At 59.4% G+C, this 18,211-nt stretch carries 15 protein-coding genes; 6 read left to right on the top strand and 9 right to left on the bottom strand.

The genetic code is table 11. The annotated features are described in order from the left end of the window. Positions 1-141 precede the first annotated feature (141 nt). Positions 142-1,038 (bottom strand): LysR family transcriptional regulator VtlR, encoded by an 897-nt coding sequence (locus tag QRN60_RS10785; protein ID WP_020011327.1) that lies wholly within the window; start codon positions 1,036-1,038, stop codon positions 142-144. Between the two features lie 24 nt (positions 1,039-1,062). Continuing rightward, entirely contained in the window at positions 1,063-2,037 is a 975-nt protein-coding gene (gene trxB / locus QRN60_RS10780; RefSeq protein ID WP_004430412.1) for a thioredoxin-disulfide reductase, read from the bottom strand. 254 nt (positions 2,038-2,291) lie between these two features. On the opposite strand from trxB, the gene QRN60_RS10775 reads away from it, so the two are divergent. Continuing rightward, entirely contained in the window at positions 2,292-2,759 is a 468-nt protein-coding gene (locus tag QRN60_RS10775) for an Lrp/AsnC family transcriptional regulator (protein WP_004430414.1), read from the top strand. A gap of 31 nt (positions 2,760-2,790) precedes the next feature. On the opposite strand, the gene QRN60_RS10770 is transcribed toward QRN60_RS10775, so the two are convergent. Continuing rightward, positions 2,791-3,846 carry a glycosyltransferase family 4 protein gene (locus tag QRN60_RS10770; RefSeq protein WP_004430416.1) on the bottom strand — a complete coding sequence of 352 codons (1,056 nt, stop codon included), beginning with the start codon at positions 3,844-3,846 and terminating at the stop codon, positions 2,791-2,793. 88 nt (positions 3,847-3,934) lie between these two features. Further along, positions 3,935-4,411, bottom strand: a complete 477-nt coding sequence (greA, locus tag QRN60_RS10765; protein ID WP_004430419.1) for a transcription elongation factor GreA — start codon at positions 4,409-4,411, stop codon at positions 3,935-3,937. A 221-nt stretch (positions 4,412-4,632) separates the two neighbouring features. Here greA and QRN60_RS10760 point away from each other — a divergent pair, with 221 nt between their 5' ends. From QRN60_RS10760 to QRN60_RS10750, 3 genes are all read left to right on the top strand, one after another. Further along, complete coding sequence (locus QRN60_RS10760) at positions 4,633-5,865, top strand: putative DNA modification/repair radical SAM protein (RefSeq protein WP_065695261.1); 1,233 nt, start codon at positions 4,633-4,635, stop codon at positions 5,863-5,865. After that, a complete protein-coding gene (locus QRN60_RS10755; RefSeq protein ID WP_129564914.1) occupies positions 5,865-7,313 on the top strand; it encodes a UdgX family uracil-DNA binding protein in 1,449 nt (482 codons plus the stop codon). Before QRN60_RS10760 ends, QRN60_RS10755 begins: the two co-directional genes overlap by 1 nt. 144 nt (positions 7,314-7,457) lie before the next feature. After that, positions 7,458-8,597: a GGDEF domain-containing protein gene (locus tag QRN60_RS10750; protein ID WP_080866319.1), complete on the top strand. Its 1,140-nt coding sequence runs from the start codon at positions 7,458-7,460 to the stop codon at positions 8,595-8,597. Between the two features lie 35 nt (positions 8,598-8,632). Here the strand turns inward: QRN60_RS10750 and QRN60_RS10745 are convergent, their stop codons facing one another. From QRN60_RS10745 to QRN60_RS10735, 3 genes are all read right to left on the bottom strand, one after another. Further along, positions 8,633-8,818, bottom strand: a complete 186-nt coding sequence (locus tag QRN60_RS10745; RefSeq protein WP_020011319.1) for a type II toxin-antitoxin system antitoxin — start codon at positions 8,816-8,818, stop codon at positions 8,633-8,635. A 216-nt stretch (positions 8,819-9,034) separates the two neighbouring features. Beyond that, positions 9,035-12,523 (bottom strand): carbamoyl-phosphate synthase large subunit, encoded by a 3,489-nt coding sequence (gene carB, locus QRN60_RS10740; RefSeq protein WP_020808737.1) that lies wholly within the window; start codon positions 12,521-12,523, stop codon positions 9,035-9,037. A 157-nt stretch (positions 12,524-12,680) separates the two neighbouring features. Beyond that, a complete protein-coding gene (locus QRN60_RS10735; protein WP_165000635.1) occupies positions 12,681-13,502 on the bottom strand; it encodes a LytTR family DNA-binding domain-containing protein in 822 nt (273 codons plus the stop codon). Between the two features lie 92 nt (positions 13,503-13,594). On the opposite strand from QRN60_RS10735, the gene QRN60_RS10730 reads away from it, so the two are divergent. Next, a complete protein-coding gene (locus QRN60_RS10730; protein ID WP_129564913.1) occupies positions 13,595-14,083 on the top strand; it encodes a DUF2306 domain-containing protein in 489 nt (162 codons plus the stop codon). A gap of 98 nt (positions 14,084-14,181) precedes the next feature. After that, positions 14,182-15,114 (top strand): KPN_02809 family neutral zinc metallopeptidase, encoded by a 933-nt coding sequence (gene ypfJ / locus QRN60_RS10725; RefSeq protein WP_004430442.1) that lies wholly within the window; start codon positions 14,182-14,184, stop codon positions 15,112-15,114. 30 nt (positions 15,115-15,144) lie between these two features. Here the strand turns inward: ypfJ and QRN60_RS10720 are convergent, their stop codons facing one another. Beyond that, positions 15,145-15,624 carry a DUF2938 domain-containing protein gene (locus tag QRN60_RS10720; RefSeq protein WP_020808734.1) on the bottom strand — a complete coding sequence of 160 codons (480 nt, stop codon included), beginning with the start codon at positions 15,622-15,624 and terminating at the stop codon, positions 15,145-15,147. Positions 15,625-15,930: 306 nt separating this feature from the next. Further along, positions 15,931-18,021, bottom strand: coding sequence for a methyl-accepting chemotaxis protein McpU (mcpU, locus tag QRN60_RS10715; RefSeq protein WP_080866317.1), 2,091 nt, complete (start codon positions 18,019-18,021; stop codon positions 15,931-15,933). Between the last annotated feature and the right edge of the window lie 190 nt (positions 18,022-18,211).

The following is an 18,211-nucleotide window of genomic DNA, read 5'->3' as shown; positions in this document are numbered from 1 at the left end:
CATGCGTACCACGCAGCCCTCGATATTTCCGGTATATTTTATGTGCAATGCTGCCGGAGAGCGCAAGCATTCCGCTCACGCAACGCTTTGCGTAAGCTGTTGAAATTAAAGCGCGATAGCCAAGCACCGTCTATTTTAACGTCAGAAGTTCCAGTTCCGCGCCTTGGCGACGATGAAGTCGCGGAAGGCTTTCAGCTTTGCAGCGTTTTTCATCTCGTCGGGATAACAGAAGTAGGTATCGAATGACGGAATATCTGCGGCGAGCGACAGCTGGATGAGGCCGGGATCGCGCCCGACGATATAGTCAGGCAAACAGGCGATGCCGATTCCCAACAGGCAGGCGCGCTTGATCGATGTCTGGCTGTTGATCTGCAGATGCGGCGTGCGCGTATTGTCGGAAGACCGTCCGGCATTTTCCAGCCAGTTGACATCAAGGAGATAGTTGGGCGCCGGCTCGCCGAAAGAGATGATGCGGTGGTTGTCGAGATCCTCGATCGACTGCGGCTCTCCGTGACGGTTGATGTAGGACGGCGCGGCATAGACGTGCATATGCACCGTGAACAGCTTGCGCTGGATGAGGTCCGACTGCTGCGGCTGGCGCAGGCGGATGGCGCAATCGGCGTGGCGCATGTTCACGTCCAGCTCCTCATTGTCGAGGATGAGCTGGATCGACATTTCCGGGTAGAGCTGCAGGAACTCCTGCACCTTGTCCGTCAGCCAGCCCTGGCCGAGACCGACGGTCGTCGTCACGCGCAGCTTGCCGCTCGGCTTCTCCGTCGTCTCCGTCAGTTGCATCTTGACGGTTTCGAGCTTCAGCAGCACGTCATGGGCGGTGCGATAAAGCAGCTCGCCCTGTTCGGTGAGGATCAGGCCTCGGGCGTGGCGATGGAACAGCTTGACGCCGACATCCTGTTCCAGCGCGCTGACCTGACGGCTGATGGCCGACTGGGACAAATGCAGCTTGTCGGCAGCATGGGTGAAAGACCCTGCTTCGGCTGCGGCATGAAAAATGCGCAGTTTATCCCAGTCCAATGGCATTGCCATGCCTATCCTGCCTTTCGGTTATTCCGCTGCTACCGCGAGCGGTTGTTGCGCGGTGAGGTACCGTTCTGCTTCGAGGGCGGCCATGCAGCCCATGCCGGCGGCGGTGATTGCCTGGCGGTAGATGTCGTCGGTGACGTCGCCGGCGGCGAAAATGCCCTCAACATCGGTTGCGGTGGAATCGGGTGCGGTCCACATATAGCCGTTGTCCTTGAGCTTCACCTTGCCTTTGAACAGTTCAACCGCCGGCGCGTGGCCGATGGCGACGAAGACGCCGTCGATCGGCGTGTCGCTGATCGCGCCGGTCTTGGTGTCACGCAACCTCACGCCCGAGACGGAGGGCGGCATTGGCGGCTTGGCGGGAGCGCCGGTGATTTCGGCGATTTCCGTGTTCCACAGGATCTTGACGTTTTCCTTCGCGAACAGCCGTTCCTGAAGGATTTTTTCCGAGCGGAAGCTGTCGCGGCGGTGCACGACGGTCACAGATTTAGCGATATGGGCGAGATAGAGCGCTTCCTCCACGGCGGAGTTACCGCCGCCGACCACGATCACATCCTTGTTGCGATAGAAGAAGCCGTCGCAGGTGGCGCAGGCGGAAACGCCGAAGCCCTGGAAATGCTGTTCGCTCTCGATACCCAGCCACTTGGCCTTGGCGCCGGTTGCGATGATCAGCGTGTCGGCGGTCCAGACCTGACCGGAATCGGTCTTGACCACGAAAGGCCGTACATTGGTTTCAACTTCGGTGACGAGGTCACTGACGATTTCCGCACCCACATGGGTCGCCTGCTTCAGCATCTGATCCATCAGCCAAGGGCCCTGGATCGGATCGGCAAAGCCCGGATAGTTCTCGACATCGGTGGTGATCATCAGCTGGCCGCCCTGTTCCATGCCGGCAATCAGCACGGGTTTCAGCATTGCGCGGGCCGCGTAGATCGCCGCGGTATAACCGGCGGGACCAGAGCCAATGATCAATACCTTGGTATGGCGGGCAGACATGGAAACATTCCTTTTTACGGTAGCGGGGCCTTTCAGCAGCAAGACCTTCCAGCCGCAACACGGCGGACAGGCCACAACCCCTTCATTGCCCGGTATTTAAGGTTGTCTAGTGTCTTTATTCAAGGGCAGCCTTGCGTTACCAACAAGGCAGTTGTGGATGCGCGCGCAATTTTGTGACCGGGAGGTGGCATAATGTTGCGAATCCCGCGCCGAATAGTACAAGGAAGTTCTCCAGCTTAACGAGGTACTCCTCCGTGACCAGCGTCGAACTCGATGCCATCGATCTGAAAATCCTGCGCGAATTGCAGCGCGACGGGCGTATGACCAATGTGGAACTGGCCGAAAGGGTCGGTATTTCCGCGCCGCCCTGCCTGAGGCGGGTCCGCAAGTTGGAGGAGGCGGGCGTGATCGAGGGTTATCACGCCATGTTGAACGCCCCGAAGCTCGGTTTCGACCTCGTCGCCTTCTGCATGATCGGTCTCAAGCGCCAGTCGGACAGCAATCTGAAGGCTTTTGCGGCGGCAACTGCCGGCTGGTCGCTGGTGCGGCAGGCCTGGATGGTGTCGGGCGAAAGCGACTTTCTGCTGCATTGCGTCGCCAAGAACCTGACGGAATTTCAGGATTTCGTCATCGAGGTTCTGACGGCGGACGAAAATGTCGATACGGTGCGCACCATGCTCACCATCCGTCAGGTCAAGCGCGTCGGTCTGGTGGAAATCTGATCGGCCGGCTTTTTGTCGGCTTCGGGGGGCATTACCCCCGCCGCAACGCCTCATAGACTTCGCCGAGACTTGTCGCTTCTTTTTCCAGCGGAAAAGTGCTGCGCACATGCGCAAGTCCGGCACTTGCGTGGGCTTTGGCCAGAGCAGGATCGGCGAGATAGGTCTTTATCGCGTCTCTCAGCGAGGCATAGTCACCCGCATCGACAACCGCCCCGGTCTCGCCCGTGACAATCATTTCCTCGTAAGCGCCGGCATTACTGGCGACAACGGCCGTCTCGGAGGCCATGGCTTCGAGCGGTGTCAGGCCGAAACCTTCATTGCGGGATGGGGCGACATAGAGCGTCAGCCGCCGGTACCAGGGCTTGATGTCGTCAACTTCGCCCTGAAATACGATGCGGTCGGCAAGGCCGGCTGCGGCGACATCGGCCTTGAGCGCATCACCGAAGGCCTTGTGTTCCGCCGTGACGCGGCCGGACACTACGGCTGTCCATTGCGGATGGTTGGGCAGAAGTTCGATCATGGCGCGCACGAATAGATCGGTGCCCTTCTGGTGGCGCACGCGTCCGAAACAGCCGATCAGATATTGGCCCGGCAGGCCGGTTGCCGCGATCGTATCTTCCGGACCGGTGGCCGGGTGGAAAAGGTCGGTATCGACGCCATGCATGACGACGCGATGGGGCACTTCCAGGAACGAGCCGGAGCGGGCGTTGGTCGCAACCACGGCATCCATCTTCGAAATCAGAAAACGGGTATAGGCGGAATGCCGCCTCTGTGCCGCGGAGGTAAAGAGCAGCTTCACCTTCATGCGCAGCACATCACGCATCAGAAGACCCGGCAACATTTCGAGATTGCGGCGGGCATGCCAGATGCGCGGGCTGCCGACAGGGCCATTCTGCCAGAGCCGCCACAGATCGCGGAAGCGCACATGCGGCAGATGCGGTGGCAGGCCGGGGCCGATGGTGGCCACCTTCTGTCTCAGCCGGTTCTGCACCGGTATCAGCTGGACGATGGTGGAGGTGACGCCGGAGAGCCTGCGCTTGAAGTTCGGCGCAAGCACCTGCACATCTTTCAGACTGACGTGGGACAAGATGGGCTTCCGTCTCTGCGGCTGGTTTGGAGATTCAATACGTCAAAAAACAATGCGCCCGCGTGGGGCGCATTGCACGTCGGGGCAATCAGCCCCACTGTACCGCGAGAATCTCGTAGCCCTTGGCGCCGCCGGGCGCGTTGACCTCGATGCTGTCGCCGACTTCCTTGCCGATCAGGGCGCGGGCAATCGGCGAGGAGATGGAGATGCGGCCAGCCTTCACATCGGCTTCCTGGTCGCCGACGATCTGGTAGGTTCGTTCCTCGTCGCTATCTTCGTCGATCAGCTTGACGGTGGCGCCGAACTTGATCTTGGAACCGGACATCTTGGACAGGTCGATGACTTCCGCGCGTGCGGTCAGGTCTTCGAGTTCGGTGATGCGGCCTTCATTGTGGCTCTGGGCTTCCTTGGCAGCATGGTACTCGGCGTTTTCCGAAAGGTCGCCATGGGCGCGCGCTTCCGCAATTGCCTCGATGATACGGGGACGCTCCTCCTGCTGGCGAAAGCGCAGCTCCTCCTGCAGCTTTACGAATCCACCCTGAGTCATCGGTACTTTTTCTACCATTTTTTTATCCTTCGCATTCCGGTCGCTTTACTTGCAGACACAAAAAGAAACAGGTTCCGGAGAGGAACTCCGGAACCATGCCAAAATCATAACTGAGCCGACTATATCAGAAGACGACAGCGAAATGCCAGCAAATTTGAGGTGTGAGTATTTCCTCATTCAATCAAAGGCTTGACTGCCATTATTGACATTCTTCAATGGAACATATAGTGAACATAGCTATGAAGAAGTCGATCAGGCAACGGCTGGCCATTCTCTCCGACGCGGCGAAATATGATGCCTCCTGCGCATCGAGCGGCACGACAAAACGCAACTCCGCAGCGTCAGGCGGTCTGGGCTCCACGGAAGGGTCGGGCATCTGCCATGCCTATGCGCCGGACGGGCGCTGCATTTCGCTCCTGAAAATTCTGCTGACCAATTTCTGCATCTATGATTGCGCCTATTGCATTAACCGCTCTTCCAGCAATGTCGAGCGAGCGCGGTTTACGCCAGAAGAAGTGGTTTGGCTGACGCTGGAGTTTTATCGGCGCAACTATATCGAGGGGCTGTTCCTGTCCTCCGGCATCATCCGCTCCTCCGATCACACGATGGAAGAGATGGTGCGCGTGGCGCGTGAACTGCGCGTTACCCATGGTTTTCGCGGCTATATCCACCTGAAATCCATTCCCGAAGCGTCGCCCAGGCTGATCGAGGAGGCGGGGCTTTATGCGGATCGTCTTTCGATCAATATCGAATTGCCGACCGATAGCGGCATTGGCCGTTTCGCGCCGGAAAAGCAGCCCGCCAATATTCGCCGCTCCATGGCCGATATCCGTTTGAAGATCGAGGAGGCGGGGGAGCCGACCGTCCGGACACGCAAGACCAGGCGCTTTGCGCCGGCCGGTCAGAGCACGCAGATGATCGTGGGGGCCGATGGCGCAGACGATAGCACCATTCTCTCCACCAGCGCCCGGCTTTATGGCAGCTACGGTTTGCGGCGCGTTTATTATTCGGCCTTCAGCCCCATTCCGGATTCGTCGAAGAACCTGCCGCTCATCAAGCCGCCGCTCATGCGTGAACACCGGCTTTATCAGGCCGACTGGCTGTATCGCTTTTATGGCTTCGACATCGGTGAGATAACCGCGATCGGGGGCGATGGCATGCTCGATCTCGATATCGACCCGAAGCTCGCCTGGGCGCTGAAGCATCGCGAGCGTTTCCCTGTGGACGTCAACGTGGCGGATCGGGAAATGCTGCTGCGCGTGCCCGGTTTCGGCACGAAGACGGTCGCATCCATCCTGTCGTCGCGACGGTTCCGGCGGTTGCGGCTGGAGGATATTGCCCGCTTTGGTGTTTCCCTGAAAAAGGTGAAGGCCTTCATCGTCGCAGAGGGCTGGACGCCGGGCAAGCTGACCGAGCGGCCGGATTTGCGGGCGATGTTTGCGCCGCAGCCCGAGCAATTATCGCTCCTGTGATGTACGGCCCGGTTCTGGAAGGGCGGGGTGATTTCGGCGAGTGGCGCGATGCCGCCCGCGCGGCGCTTGCCGCCGATATTCGACCCGAGATGATTGACTGGCGGTTGCGGGATGACGGGGCAGGGCTGTTGGATTTTGCCGGCGAGCCCTTGCCGGCGGCCGGTTCTGGGTCCGGGCAGGTTTCCGTTCCAGCCTCGTTCGTGGCGCTGGCGCAGGCCGTCATCTGTCATGGCGATCCCGGGCGTTTTGCACTGCTTTACCGGCTGTTGTGGCGGCTGAGGCAGGATCGCGCACTGTTGCAGTTCAAGTCCGATCCGGATGTTTCAGAGGTCCGGCTGCTTGAGAAATCCGTCAGACGCGATTGTCACAAGATGACTGCTTTTGTCCGTTTCAAGGAAGTGCCCTTGCCTCAGGGGCAGGGCGGGCGGCGGCGGTTTATTGCCTGGTTTGAGCCTGACCATTTCATCGTCGAGCGCACGGCCGCGTTTTTCCAGCGGCGGTTTACCGACATGGACTGGCTGATCGCCACGCCGAAGGGCTCTGCACGGTGGGACGGAAACGCGCTGGAGACATCGCGGGAAGCGGCGGAAAAGCCTGATCTGACGGACGAGACGGATGAACTCTGGCGGACCTATTATGCCAATATATTCAATCCGGCCCGCCTGAAGATCAAAGCCATGACGGCGGAGATGCCAAAGAAATACTGGAAGAACCTGCCGGAAGCCGATCTCATTCCCGGTCTGGTTCTCGGAGCAGAGGCGCGGGTGCTGGAGATGGCCGCCAAAGCGGCAAGCCAGCCGCAGCCGTTTCACCACCGCCTGCAGGCTGCGGCCGCTGCACGGGAGACGCCGCAACCGGCGCCGGATGGTACGCTCGCGTCGCTGGCGCGGGAGGCGGGCCATTGCACCCGCTGCCCCCTGCATTGCAACGCCACGCAGACGGTTTTCGGCTCTGGCCCAGAGGATGCGAACATCATGATCGTGGGCGAGCAGCCGGGCGATCACGAGGATCTCGCCGGCAAACCTTTCGTCGGCCCGGCCGGCCAGCTCTTTGACCGGACTCTCGCCCAAATCGGCATCGAACGCAAAAAGCTTTACGTCACCAATGCCGTCAAGCACTTCAAATACGAAACGCGCGGCAAACGGCGCATTCATCAGCGTCCGAATGCGGGCGAAGTGGAGCAATGCCGCTGGTGGCTCAATCAGGAAATCGCGCTTGTTCGGCCAAAACTGATCGTTGCCATGGGCGCAACGGCGCTTTATGCGCTGACCGGCGGCAAGGAAAAGGTCACGGAGATACGGGGGCGTCCTTTACCAATGGAGGAGGGCCGGACGCTTTTTGTCACCGTGCACCCGTCCTATCTACTGCGCCTTGTCGATACGCAGGCGAAAGAGGCGGAAATGGCAAAATTCACAAAGGATATGCAGTTTATTAGAGCGTTCGAATAGATTTCTATCTGCGATTGGAGATTTATTTCAATAGGCGAATATTAACTTACAGTAGTATAATTTATGGATTATTTATATGTTATTTTTATTAAAATTTTATACTTAATATTATAATTAAGTCCTCCGAATTTATATGGACAAATCATGTTGGGTGAGCTCGACCTTACGACAGTCATATTGATGCAAAAGTGTTCCTACATCGTTGGGCTTTTGAGTTTTATCTACCTGAAAATGACCAATCGCGATTTGCGCGGTCCCATTCCTCTCGCGGCGGGTTTTGCGACGATGACGATTGGCTCCACGCTTGCCGGTTACGGAGAATGGGGAATATTGTCGCCGGCCTTGTGGCAACTCGGCAGTGTCGTTTTTGGTATTGTGGGCTATGCGCTGATCTGGCTCGGCTTGAAAACGTTGAGCGATGGACGCGCCGTCGACCGGCGAATCCTACTCTTTGTGTGTTTTATCACCGTGCTGGCGATGGTTGTCGCGTATCAGGTGGCGGACAATAATGCGCTTCGCGCGGCGCTCTTTAATGGCTGCGCGTCGCTGGCCTATCTCGCCGGGGCATTGGTGCTTCTTGAAGGATGGCGCAGGGAGCCGCTGCTTTCCCGTCTGGCGCTGGGTGCGATTACCGGCGTCTCCGGTCTCATTTCGCTGGCGGTGATGAAAAGCGTGCTTTTCCCGGCTTATGCCGCCCTCAATCTGGTCAATGCGTTTTTCTTCATCATCATGCTGAACTTTGCCATCGCCCTGTTCGTGATGATGCTGGTTGCCGAGCGGTCGGAACGGAAACTGCTGGTTCTTGCCAATACGGACCCCCTGACCGGCGTCAAGAACCGACGCTTCTTCTTCCAGGCCATGCCTGCGACGCCTCATCCCACTGACGCGGCCATGTTGCTGGATATCGACCACTTCAAGTCGATCAATGACCGTTTCGGCCACGCCGTCGGCGATAGCGTGCTGCAGGAAGTGGCGAAGCGCATCGGCGGCAGCATTCGCGGTGGGGACGTGCTGGCGCGCTACGGTGGTGAGGAATTCATCATCTACCTGCCGGGCGCCGGCGTTCACAAAGCCTGCATGATCGGCGAACGCATTCGCGATGCGATTGCGGTCAGCGAGGTCGACTGCGGCGGTCTGCGTGTCGGCGTGACGATCAGCATCGGCGTTGCCGCCACCGGCGACATGCGCTGCGATCTCCAGACGCTCGCCGAAATGGCGGATCGTGCGCTTTACCGGGCAAAGACCGAAGGGCGCAACTGTGTCCGCGAGGCGCTGGCGGCCTAGGGGCATCCTCGTTTCTGCGGCTGGCAGCTTGCGGCTCAGCCGCTCGGCGCACTCGCATCCATCGCGGCGCGATGCCGTAGGGCCTCTTTCAACAATATCTCGATCTGGGCATTGATGCTGCGCAGTTCATCGCTCGCGGTGTGGCGGATTTCATTCAAGATTGCGGGTTCGATCCGCAGCGGAAAAGCCACGCGCTCCGGGCCTGGCGGACGTCCAGCCATGATTTAACCCTGCAGCTTCAAGTTCAGGGAAATCATGCGACCGCTGGCGGGAGCGGATTTTTCAGGTGTAGGAAAAGACATCATGGGCCTCGCGTGGGAATGATGTCTTTTTGATACCCGCAACGGATTGCAGCGGGATTACGAGATGCAAAACGCCGCGGACATGGCGATCCGCGGCGTTTTGTTTTCAATCTTGCGGACTTTTTCCGCAGAAACTTAGTTGAAGTAGCTCTGCAGCGGCTTCACTTCCAGATTGCCGGCCTTCAGCGCCTTGATGGCGAGGGCTGCGGCTTCCGCACCGGCCATCGTCGTGTAGTAAGGCACCTTCTGCATCAGCGTCGCGCGGCGCAGCGACTTCGAGTCAGAGATCGCCTTGTTGCTGTCGGTGGTGTTGATGACCAGCTGGACCTGACGGTTGCGGATGGCGTCTTCGATATGCGGACGGCCTTCCTGCACCTTGTTGATCTTTTCGGCGTTGATGCCCTGTTCAGCGAGGAAACGCTGGGTGCCGCCGGTTGCCAGCACCTTGAAGCCGCTTTCCACCAGAATGCGGATGGCCGGCAGAACGCCTTCCTTGTCGTCGTCACGCACGGAAACGAAGACCGTGCCGGAGCGCGGCAGGTCGACGCCGGCGCCAAGCTGGCTCTTGGCGAAGGCAAGCGCGAAATCCGTGTCGAGGCCGATGACTTCGCCGGTCGAGCGCATTTCTGGTCCGAGCAGAATGTCGACGCCGGGGAAGCGGGCGAAGGGGAAGACCGCTTCCTTGACGGCAATGTGCTTCAGGTTGCGCGGATCAGGCTTTTGGCCATAGGCGGCAATCGCCGCATCGAGCTTTTCACCGGCCATGACGCGGGCGGCGATCTTGGCGATCGGCGCGCCGATGGTCTTCGCCACGAAAGGCACGGTACGCGAGGCGCGCGGGTTGACTTCGAGAACGTAGATCGTGCCGTCCTTGATGGCGTACTGAACGTTCATCAGGCCGCCGACGTTGAGCGCCTTGGCAAGAGCCGTCGTCTGGCGTTCCAGTTCGTCGAGCGTTTCCTTGCTCAGCGAACGCGAAGGCAGCGAGCAGGCCGAGTCGCCTGAGTGGATGCCGGCTTCTTCGATGTGTTCCATGATACCGGAGACGAAGACGTTTTCGCCATCGCACAGTGCATCGACGTCCACTTCGACGGCGTTGGTCAGGTAGCTATCGAACAGAAGCGGGTTCTTGCCGAGCAGGGTGTTGATCTGGCCGGTCTTGTCGTTCGGGTAACGCTGCTTGATGTCCTCAGGCACGAGGCCCGGAACCGTATCGAGCAGGTAGGTCTGCAGCTGGCCTTCCGAATGGATGATCTGCATGGCGCGGCCACCCAGAACGTAGGACGGACGCACGACCAGCGGGAAGCCGATTTCGGAGGCGACGAGGCGTGCCTGCTCGACCGAATAGGCAATACCATTGTTTGGCTGGGCGAGATCGAGCTTCATCAGCAGCTTCTGGAAGCGGTCGCGGTCTTCGGCAAGATCGATCATGTCAGGCGCGGTGCCGAGGATCGGGATACCGTTCTTTTCCAGCGCTTCGGCAAGCTTCAGCGGAGTCTGGCCACCGAACTGCACGATGACGCCGACCAGCTCGCCGCGTTCCTGCTCGGCGCGCATGATCTCGATCACGTCTTCGGCCGTCAGAGGCTCGAAATAGAGGCGATCGGAGGTGTCGTAGTCGGTGGAAACCGTTTCCGGGTTGCAGTTGATCATGATCGCTTCGAAGCCGGCATCCTTCAACGCGAAGGCGGCATGGCAGCAGCAATAATCGAACTCGATACCCTGGCCGATACGGTTCGGGCCACCGCCGAGAATGACGACCTTCTTGCGGTCGGAAACCTGCGCTTCAGAGCGGGCAGCACCGACGAAGGGAATTTCGTAGGTCGAATACATATAGGCGGTGGGCGAAGCGAACTCGGCCGCGCAGGTATCGATGCGCTTGAAGACCGGACGGACGTTGAGGCTGTTGCGCAGCTCCGCCACTTCCTTCGGGCGCTTGCCCGTCAGAATTGCGAGACGGGCGTCGGAAAAGCCCATGGCCTTCAGCATGCGCAGGTTCTCAGCGTCTTGCGGCAGGCCCTGCTCGCGGATACGGGCTTCCATATCCACGATGGCTTTGAACTGGGCGATGAACCAGGGGTCGATCTTCGAGTTTTCGTGAACTTCTTCCGCCGTCATGCCCATGCGAAGCGCCTGTGCGACCATGCGCAGGCGATCCGGCGTCGGCGTGCCAATGGCGGCGCGGATGGCGTTCTTGGAGCCTTCACCTTCTTCAAAGCCCGGGATTTCGATTTCGTCGAGACCCGTGAGACCGGTTTCCATGCCGCGCAGCGCCTTCTGCAGCGATTCTGCGAAGGTGCGGCCGATGGCCATGACTTCACCGACCGACTTCATGGCGGTGGTGAGGATCGGCGAGGCGCCGGGGAATTTCTCGAAGGCGAAACGCGGGATCTTGGTGACGACGTAGTCGATCGACGGTTCGAACGAGGCAGGCGTCGCGCCGCCGGTGATGTCGTTTTCCAGCTCGTCCAGCGTATAGCCGATGGCGAGCTTGGCGGCGATCTTGGCGATCGGGAAGCCGGTCGCCTTGGAAGCGAGAGCCGAAGAGCGCGAGACGCGCGGGTTCATTTCGATGACGACGAGGCGGCCGTCCTTCGGGTTGACGGCGAACTGCACGTTCGAGCCGCCGGTTTCCACGCCGATCTCGCGCAGCACCGCGATGGAGGCGTTGCGCATGATCTGGTATTCCTTGTCGGTCAGCGTCAGCGCTGGCGCAACCGTGATCGAGTCGCCGGTGTGGACGCCCATCGGATCGATGTTTTCGATGGAGCAGATGATGATGCAATTGTCCGCGGTGTCGCGGACCACTTCCATCTCATATTCCTTCCAGCCGAGAACAGACTCTTCCACCAGCACTTCGGTGGTCGGCGAAGCGTCGAGGCCGCCGGAGACGATGTCGAAGAATTCCGAGCGGTTATAGGCAATGCCGCCGCCGGTGCCGCCGAGCGTGAAGGACGGGCGAATGATGGCGGGCAGGCCGACATGGTCGATGGCCTGGGCGGCGATTGCCATTGCATGGGCCATGTAACGCTGCTTGCGATCGGTTTCGCCGAGGTTCCACTGGTTTTCGAGGTCGTCCAGCGCCTTGTCGAGATCGGGGCCGGAAAGCTTGCCCTTCAGTTCAGTGCGGGCGGCTTCGTGCTTCTTTCGGTCGGCGTCCTTGATTTCGGTCGCATTGGCGAGCATGGACTTCGGCGTTTCGAGGCCGATGCGTGCCATCGCTTCGCGGAAGAGGGCGCGGTCTTCAGCCATGTCGATGGCTTCGGGCTTCGCGCCGATCATTTCCACATTGTAGCGGTCGAGAACGCCCATGCGCTTGAGAGAAAGCGCGGTGTTGAGCGCGGTCTGGCCGCCCATGGTCGGCAGAAGCGCGTCCGGGCGCTCCTTGGCGATGATCTTGGCGACGACTTCAGGCGTGATCGGCTCAACGTAAGTGGCGTCGGCAAGGCCCGGATCTGTCATGATGGTGGCCGGGTTGGAGTTGACCAGAATGACCCGGTAACCCTCTTCCTTAAGCGCCTTGCAGGCCTGCGTGCCGGAATAGTCGAATTCACATGCCTGGCCGATGACAATCGGTCCCGCGCCGATGATGAGGATGGACTTGATATCTTGGCGCTTCGGCATGGGCTCTCTCGTTCCGCTTTTTGGTTGCGCAAAACACCAGCCAGGGTGAAGGATCACCGGCCGGGGCGCGCAATTCAAAGTTTTCAGGCTAGAAGCGGCTTATAGGCAAATGTTTTTGAGAACGGAACCCCATAAATTCCGGAATCGACAGAAACTCTTAACGGGCTGGGGCAAGGGCCGCAAAACGGGCCTGCACCGCTGCATTATAAGAGCGGCTGACGGGGATTTCCGAACCGTCCCTTGTCATGAGAAGCAGACGGCCCGCCTGTTTACGCAGCGCGACGACATCGGCATCGGCGATCCAGTGCGACCGGTGTACCTGCAAGCCCTGCGTCTCGCCAATCTCTTTCAGAGCATCGGCAAAACGCAGCAGAACGAGCTGACGCCCGCGCGTGGTGACGATCTGCGTATAATGGTCCTGCACCGAAAGCCGCAGCAATTCTCCGCGCTTTTGCGGTGGCAGCCGCTCCAGCAGCGGCGCGACGCCTTTCACCTCACGCTTGGTATCATCGTCTGTGTCCGTAACGGCGTTGGCCGTTGTTTCGAGCGACTGGCCGGTGGTGAGATAACTCAGCAGGCAGAAGATGGCACAGAGAGGCAGGGCCGACAGGCTGCTTTCTAAAAAGGGGCCGAAACCCATTTCCTTACCTGAAAATACCCGGTTCGTGACGGTAAGCATGAGCCCGATCGGCAGGGTGGCCGTCAGCGAACCGATCATCATGCGCGTCAGCATGTTTTCGATGCTGCCGGCAAGGATGCTGTTGGCGATGATGGAAAAGGATATCGCGAATGTCCAGGCGCCGGCCTGAATGATTGTCCAGTAAAGCAGCCGGTCGGCGAAACTCATGGTTTCGCTCGTGCCGAAAGGCCCGGTCACGATGAAGATCGACAGCACGGCGAGAAATGTCAGCCACAGCCTGCGCGATTGCAGGACGGCGTGCATTTCACGAAGCGTGGATTGCAGATACGGGTGATCCACGAAGTTTTCCTGCGGTTGGCGTCAATCCGTTTTTCTTGAGCGCATGTTTTGCCGAAATTGCCGGTGATTTCAACCGAGCCGAAACAGCAACCATGTCATTCCAGCCTTTGTTAGACGCACCGCTCGCCGTGCAATTCCATGTCGCCACCGTCGTGCCCGCAGCCATTCTCGGCGCCTTCATCTTCCTGCGCCCCAAGGGAACCACCATCCACCGGCTGCTCGGCAAGATCTGGGTGATGCTGATGGTCACGACTTCCGTTTCGACGTTCTTCATCCATGAATTAAGGGTGTTTTACGGTTTCAGCCCGATCCATCTGCTCTCCGCCTTCACCCTCTATGGCTGTCTGCAATCGGTCTATTTCGCCCGGCGCGGCGATATCAGACGCCATATGCGCATCATGCAGAGCGTTTATCTCGGCGGCATCGTTGTTGCCGGAGGTTTCACCTTCGTTCCCGGTCGCCTCATGCATGAGGTTGCTTTTGGTGATGGCAAAGCCGGTTTTGCGGCCCTTTCCGCCGGCGCTCTCGTGTTTGCCTTCCTGTTTCTGACCGTATTGAAACAAAGACGCAGAGCCGCTTGAGAGACTCCGTTCGCCGCCTCTGCTTTCTTCCGGAACAAGATGTATTATAGTGCCGTTATATGGCAGCTTGTTAAGGCGGTATCCGCCGGGAGAATAGCATGGAATGGAGAGGGCGCCGCCAGTCGGACAATATCGAGGATCGGCGTGGCATGTCGGCGGGATCGGGGCCAGGCGGTAACGATCCTTTTTCCCGTGGCGGAATGCGCGTGCCGATCGGGCGTCGCGGTGGCGGCATCGGTATTGGCGGTATTGTTGTCATCCTGCTGATCAGCTGGGTGCTTGGCATCAACCCGCTGACGCTGCTTACGGGCGGCGACATCTCGATGGATGGCGGTGGCACGACGCAACAATCCGGCACCCAGCAATCCGGCACACGCCCGCAGGGCGAATCGTCGGACGAGACGACGGCTTTCGTGCGCACCGTGCTGGCTGAGACGGAAGATACCTGGAGCGGCATCTTCCAGTCCGCCGGGGAGACCTATCAGAAACCGACGCTGGTTCTGTTCTCCGGGCAGGTGTCTTCTGCCTGTGGTTATGCCTCTGCCGCCAGCGGCCCGTTCTATTGCCCGGGTGACCGCAAGGTCTATCTCGACACCAGTTTCTTCAATGAACTGGACAAGCGTTTCGGTGCGGCCGGCGATTTCGCACAGGCTTACGTGATTGCGCATGAGGTGGGCCACCACATCCAGAACCTGACCGGCGTTCTGCCGGAATTCAACCGCCGCCGCCAGTCCATGAGCCAGGTGGACGCGAACAAGATGTCGGTGCGAGTCGAGCTTCAGGCTGATTGTTATGCCGGCATCTGGGGCAAGTTTACCGAACAGAAGGGCATTCTCGAAACCGGCGACCTCGAGGAAGCGCTGAATGCCGCCCACCAGATTGGCGACGATACGCTGCAGAAGCAGACTCAAGGCTATGTTGTGCCTGATAGTTTCAACCACGGCACCTCGGCACAGCGCGCGGAATGGTTCAAGCGCGGTTTCCAGAGCGGCCGTGTCGAGGATTGCGATACGTTCTCGGCGAATATCTAAGGAGAGGGGGCTTTTCAGCCCCCTTTTCATTCAACGCATCAAAAGCGCTACGGCATACATGCCGAGGGCGAAGATGGTATGGGCCACGAGGTTGAGGACGCGAACCTTCGTGGGGTTCGGCGTTTTCGATGCGGCCCAGCCAATGCCGAGACCCGGCTGCAGCAGGAACCAGCCCGCGCCCACCGTTATGATGCCGATGATCCACGGCTCAATGAAGGACGGGTTTGCAAACCACGCGGCCGGGACCACCAGCGCAAGAATGATGCCATAGAGAATGCCGACGGCGTAATGCGAAATCCAGCCGAGCGCGAGCTCATGCTCGTAAGGTGCCGCCGTGGCGATGCTGTCGTGAAATATCCTGCCCTTCGGCACATGCCAGAACCAGCGGCCGACCGGCGCCCAGTTGGGGGCGGACTGGCCAAAAAACCGGTGCAGTATGATTGCCCATATATCCATAAACACGGTACCGCCAATGCCCATGGCAATGCCGCGCCAAATCAAATCCAGCATAGATCCCTCCGCAAATCATGATCGATCAAGCTCTAGCGGATCGGGCCGGTAGAGAGAACCGGGTATCGTTCGCGCGGCAAATAAAAATGGCCGGATCGCTCCGGCCATGAAAGAGGTTGAAACCTCTCCTCCGTCATGCCGGTCCCCGGAACAAGCCCGAGGATGATCCGGCATCCAGCCACGGCGCGTCTGCGCCGTGGGGAATGAGTCTTTCGCGATCAAGGACTTGATCGCGCTGGACCCCGGATCAAGTCCGGGGTGACGGCGTTTGTATGCTTTGCCTCCGCCAAACGATCAGGCGGTTCCTTAAGCAGCACGCCCATATTCCGCCTGCCGCCGCGTGGCCGTGGCGAGCTGGAACTGTGCGAGCAGATCGTTAAGCGCCGCCGCTTCGGACGCCAGCCCATGACTTGCCGCCGTCTGTTCCTCGACCATCGCGGCATTCTGCTGCGTGCCCTGATCGATGGTGTTGATGGCGGTGTTGATTTCCTGAAGCCCGGTCGACTGCTCGCGCGACGAGGTCACGATGGCGTCGATATGACGGTTGATCTCCTGCACTTCGCGGACGATGGTTTCCAGCGCCTTGCCGGCATTGCCGACGAGATCGACGCCGGACTGCACCTGCGATGTCGAGGCGTTGATCAGCGTCTTGATTTCCTTCGCGGCATTGGCGGAGCGCTGGGCAAGCTCGCGCACTTCCTGTGCGACGACGGCAAAACCCTTGCCCGCCTCACCGGCGCGGGCGGCTTCCACACCGGCATTCAGCGCAAGCAGGTTGGTCTGGAAGGCGATCTCGTCGATCACGCCGATGATGTTGCTGATCTCCGACGATGACTTTTCAATGCCTTCCATGGCGCGCACGGCATCTTCCACGATGACGCCTGATTGTTCGGCATTGTTGCGGGCGCGATCGACCAGACGGCCGACTTCTTCCGCACGGCGGGCGGAATCCTTCACCGTCGTGGTGATTTCCTCAAGCGCCGCCGCCGTTTCTTCCACGGAGGCTGCCTGCTGTTCGGTGCGCCGTGCGAGATCATCCGCCGACTGGCGAATTTCTCCGGCGCCGGCATCGATGGCGCGGGCATTCTGGCCGACGGTGCTGAGCGCTGCGTTCAGCTTGGCGACGGAATTGTTGAAATCGTCGCGCAGGCGGTCGATGCGGGTCACGAAGGGCGTGTCGATGCGATAGTTGAGATCGCCGTTCGAAAGATGAGCCAGTCCCTTGGCAAGCGAATCGACCGCGAACTGGATGTCCGCCGCGTCTTTTGCCGCCAGTCTCTCGCGGTCGCTGCGTTCCTGTTCGGAAAGCGTGCGGTTCTGCTCGGCATCGCCTTCGAGGCGCAGACGTTCCATGGCGTTCGACCGGAACACGGCAACCGCTGCCGCCATCGAGCCGATCTGGTCGGTGCGCTCCTGACCGGGAATGGCGACATCGAGATTGCCGGCTGCAAGGCCTTCCATGGCCGAGGTCATCTGCGTGACGGGGCGGACGATGAAGCGTGAAAGGACGGTTGCGAGAAGTCCGATCATGATCGTGGCTGCGAGGATCGTGGCGATGGTTGCCGCCAACCGGAACTGGCCGATTGCGCTGTAGGCAACATCGGAATCGACGACGAAACCGAGATACCAGTCAACTGAGGGCAGGCCGGCGACCGGAATGAAGCTGGTGATCTTGCCCTTGCCGTCGATCTCGGTCTGGGAAATGGCGGAGGAAATAGCCGGTGTGTCGACCTTGAAGAGGTCGGCCAGCGGCTTGTCGACGAATTTCGGATCGGGATGGATGAGGATCTTGCCATCCTTGCTGACGAGGAAAGCGTATCCATCCGTGCCGGCATCCACCGACTTGATCATCTTCACCAGCGAATCCAGCGAGAAGTCACTGCCCGTCACGCCGGCAAGCTTGCCATCGATGGAAACGGGAATGGCGGCGGTGATGATGAGGCCGCCGGTCGATGCATCATTATAGGGTTCGGTCAGGACGGTCTTACCGGCTTTCACCGCATCCAGATACCACGGGCGTTTGCGAGGATCATAACCCTCAGGCAGTGGTGTTTTCGGGAAGGTGGTGAAGCTGCCGGTGTCGGCATTGCCGAAATAGGTCGACATGAACTGGGCGGTGAGAACGTCGTTTTCCAGAAACCGCAGCTTGGCCTCGTCATCAGGCAGCTTGGCGAGCGTCTTTGCCACCGTTTCGGTCAGCATGATGCGGCCATTCAGCCAGTTGGCGATGCTTTGCGCGGCCTGCTTGCCGGAAGAATCGATATTCTCCGCCACCGCTTCCGTCGTGACCCGGTGCTGAAGACTGTCGATGTAGAAAGAGAAACCGGCAAAGGCGGCGACGACAAGTGACGACGCAGCAACGAGAATGCGCGTCATGAGATTGGTTTTTTTGGGCAAGCTACACGTCCTTGAAACCGGGTGAACCCGTTCGGCTCATCTTGGAAAATGGTGGGAAAGACATGCCTCAAAGGCGGGAATATTCTGCGTCATGCAGCTTGTGGTTTAGAAGAACTACGCGATATTCTAATAAGTAAAGCGAAATGGTAAAATTCAGCTAAATTTGTCTTATGTCAGTCGGGCTCGGCCG

The organism is Agrobacterium sp. CFBP2214 (assembly GCF_030209895.1).
Lineage (GTDB): Bacteria > Pseudomonadota > Alphaproteobacteria > Rhizobiales > Rhizobiaceae > Agrobacterium > Agrobacterium radiobacter.
The sequence above is the reverse complement of the archived record's forward strand: the minus strand, read 5'-3'. Positions and strand labels throughout refer to the sequence as shown.

Bases quoted from the DNA above. Each gene is read 5' to 3' on its own strand.
- QRN60_RS10785 (WP_020011327.1), bottom strand. From the start codon at position 1,038: ATGCCATTGGACTGGGATAAACTGCGCATTTTTCATGCCGCAGCCGAA.
- trxB (WP_004430412.1), bottom strand. From the start codon at position 2,037: ATGTCTGCCCGCCATACCAAGGTATTGATCATTGGCTCTGGTCCCGCC.
- greA (WP_004430419.1), bottom strand. From the start codon at position 4,411: ATGGTAGAAAAAGTACCGATGACTCAGGGTGGATTCGTAAAGCTGCAG.
- QRN60_RS10760 (WP_065695261.1), top strand. From the start codon at position 4,633: ATGAAGAAGTCGATCAGGCAACGGCTGGCCATTCTCTCCGACGCGGCG.
- QRN60_RS10755 (WP_129564914.1), top strand. From the start codon at position 5,865: ATGTACGGCCCGGTTCTGGAAGGGCGGGGTGATTTCGGCGAGTGGCGC.
- QRN60_RS10750 (WP_080866319.1), top strand. From the start codon at position 7,458: ATGTTGGGTGAGCTCGACCTTACGACAGTCATATTGATGCAAAAGTGT.
- QRN60_RS10745 (WP_020011319.1), bottom strand. From the start codon at position 8,818: ATGGCTGGACGTCCGCCAGGCCCGGAGCGCGTGGCTTTTCCGCTGCGG.
- carB (WP_020808737.1), bottom strand. From the start codon at position 12,523: ATGCCGAAGCGCCAAGATATCAAGTCCATCCTCATCATCGGCGCGGGA.
- QRN60_RS10730 (WP_129564913.1), top strand. From the start codon at position 13,595: ATGTCATTCCAGCCTTTGTTAGACGCACCGCTCGCCGTGCAATTCCAT.
- ypfJ (WP_004430442.1), top strand. From the start codon at position 14,182: ATGGAATGGAGAGGGCGCCGCCAGTCGGACAATATCGAGGATCGGCGT.
- QRN60_RS10720 (WP_020808734.1), bottom strand. From the start codon at position 15,624: ATGCTGGATTTGATTTGGCGCGGCATTGCCATGGGCATTGGCGGTACC.